Source organism: Adlercreutzia sp. ZJ138, from assembly GCF_011038935.1.
Lineage (GTDB): Bacteria > Actinomycetota > Coriobacteriia > Coriobacteriales > Eggerthellaceae > ZJ141.
Window position 1 is genome coordinate 1 of the sequence record NZ_JAAKEA010000041.1, and the last position, 2,700, is coordinate 2,700.

2 protein-coding genes are annotated in these 2,700 nt (G+C 52.4%); both read right to left on the reverse strand.

What is annotated here, in order from left to right:
* Positions 1–216: 216 nt before the first annotated feature.
* Positions 217–969, reverse strand: coding sequence for an ATP-binding protein (locus G7Y43_RS10500; RefSeq protein ID WP_165046360.1), 753 nt, complete (start codon positions 967–969; stop codon positions 217–219).
* Between the two features lies 1 nt (position 970).
* Positions 971–2,545, reverse strand: a complete 1,575-nt coding sequence (gene istA, locus G7Y43_RS10505) for an IS21 family transposase (protein ID WP_165046361.1) — start codon at positions 2,543–2,545, stop codon at positions 971–973.
* Positions 2,546–2,700: the final 155 nt, after the last annotated feature.

Below are 2,700 nucleotides of genomic sequence, written 5' to 3' on the forward strand. Positions count from 1 at the left end.
TGTTTCTAGCGCCAAAAAATGAGCGTTATTCCGCTAATTGTTAAGCACTATTCCATCAATTAATGAACGCCTTGAGAAATCATACAAATGTATGGTTTTATCAAGCGAATAACTCAACAACACAGAGTTTTGTGCTCGCCGCAGGTAAGCGACGGGCACCGGCAAGCGCGATGGCCTTAAGGCCTGAGCGCTTGCCGCAATTGAATCGATATAGAATCAGAGTAGTGCACTGTTTTTCATGCGCATGTCATCGACAGTCTTCACGCGAATGACATGAGAAGATGACTTGATACGCGACATGAATGCCTCCGATATCGGAGTACGACCCATAATCTTTACCCAGCCGTCGTGTTGGTATTGCGAGCAAAGGATTGTCGATCCGGTGAGCAGACGTGCGTCCACCAATTCCAGAAGTTCACCTAAGTCCTCTGCCGATACCTCATGCAGAAGAAAGTCATCAATGATGACGAGATGGGTCTTTTTAAGCTGTGAGATCAGCTTTTGGTAGCTTCCGTCGAGTGCAGCACGGGCGACCATGAGTTCATCTATAAGAGAGCGCATTTTGTAGTATCTAACCTTGTAGCCCCTGCGGCAGGCAGCAACACCGAACGAGCAGGACAACCAGGTCTTTCCCGAAGCACTTGCGCCTTCTAACACGACGTTTTGCCCTTTTGCGATGTAGGAACAATCCAGTATGCGGGCAAGCTGTTCGCGATCAAGGCCGCGCTCAGGATCGTAGTTTATGTCTTCAGGGCATGCGGCTTTGAAGTACATACCTGAACTGTTGATAAGCCGGTTAATCTTGTTGGTGGAGCGAACGTCGGCTTCATGGTCGACCATCATCGCGAGTCGGTCGTCAAAGCAAAGCTGTCTGTACGTTGTCAGGTCGGCTAGCTGACGGCCGTAGGCATCGGCCATCGCTGATAGGTGCATCTTCTTGAGTTTGTCCATTGTTTGTTCGGGGCTCATGCTATTCCTCCGTCTTGTTGTCGTTTGCGTTGCTGTCTATACCGTAGTAGCCTTCTGCCCGAAGGATGGCGTAGTCCTCCTTGGCGTCGCGCTGCTCGTCGCGGTCGGACATGTTGGCTAAGATCACTTTCACAGTCTTCAGGCTCGGAGTGCGCGTGATCCCGCACGCGCGCTCGCACGCCTCCTCTACAGCACGCCCACCATGATTGAAAGCTAAGTTGAGCAGCTTGGCACAGGAGCGGTATCCCTCCTCTTCGGCCCGGCCTGCCGACAGTATGGAGTCGACTACTTTTCGACCCCACGGGCCTATCTCATCGAATGCACGCTGTCGAAAGCGCTCTCCTGATTGATGGAGAAGCTCGGTGTGCCACTTGGGCTGGTGCGATTCTTGTTTCACATCGTCGTTGCGCTTGTGTGAGCGCGGATGTGTCGCGATGCGCTCACCATCGCAAAACACCTCAACTGTTAAGCGGCCAACGCGCACGTCAACGCGCTGACCTGCAAAGGTGTAGGGCACTGTGTAGGTAGAGGTATCGACTGTGATGCGGTATTCTGGGCTTACGGTGCGCTTAAGCCAACGTCCAGGCTCAAAGTCAGTTGCGGGCAGTGGCGAGAGCATAGGCTTTTCTTTAGCAAGAAACACCTCTGTCCGACTACCGTCGGCACGTTTCTTAAATGGGCGGGAATTGAGATCGGCAAGCTTTGACGCTACCGCCTCTTCGAGCTCATCCATTGAGAAGAAACGCTGATTGCGCAACATAAGCGCTATTCGCTCGCCGATCTTACCTACATTGCCTTCTACACTGGGCTTGTGCTTTGGCTTATGAACGCCTGTCGGGATGATCGCTAAACCGTAGTGCTCACCGAACTCGCGGTAGGTGCGATTGATAACGATTTCGTCTTGGGTATGCACATCAACACCAGTACGTAAGTTGTCGGGAACTACAATGCGTGGCGAGCCACCGAAGAAGTGCAGAGCTTCTACGTTGCAGTCGATCCAGTCATCCATAGCCATAGATTCAGCCGGCTTTACAAACGTGTACTGGGAATATGGCAGTGTCGCAACGAACAAGTAGACCGTATGCACCTCACCTGTGTACATATCAATCCACTCCATCACGCTCCCAGCCCAATCAACCTCCATGCGGTCACCCGGTACATGAGGCACACGCAGTGATAAATCGGATGCGCTTTGCCATTCGCGGTGTTTCTGGACGAAAAACGAATACATGTAAGGCGCTTTGCCAGCCGCCACGCAATCAGTGGCGTATTCCTCCCATGCAATTGCAAGTGTGAGTCCCTTGTGCTTGTCAAGTTGTTCTTGAATAGAGGCGTGGTCGGGTTGGGCATAGTTAGCATCAGGCTTTCGCCCACGTCGCTCAGAGAGTACACCGCGCAGTTCTTTCTCGCTCATGCCCTCTGCCGTCGGACTATCAAGTCCTAAGAGACGTACCTTGCGCTGCACGTTGCAGACCGTCCCGATCGAGCAGGCAGCTGCCGAGGCTATCTCGCGCTGTGAATAGCCACCGGCAAGTGTAAGCCGCACGATCTCTTTGTACGAAACTTTCGGTTCCATAGAACCTCCCATCTAATAAAAAACCCTGCATGGTCGTCTTTGCCATGCAGGGCGATTATGGGAGTGTTCAACAATTAGCGCTCGCGTGCTCAGGAATGAGCGTCATGCTGCTCAGTATATTGCGGAACAGCGCTCAGGAATTGGCGTAGGAATCA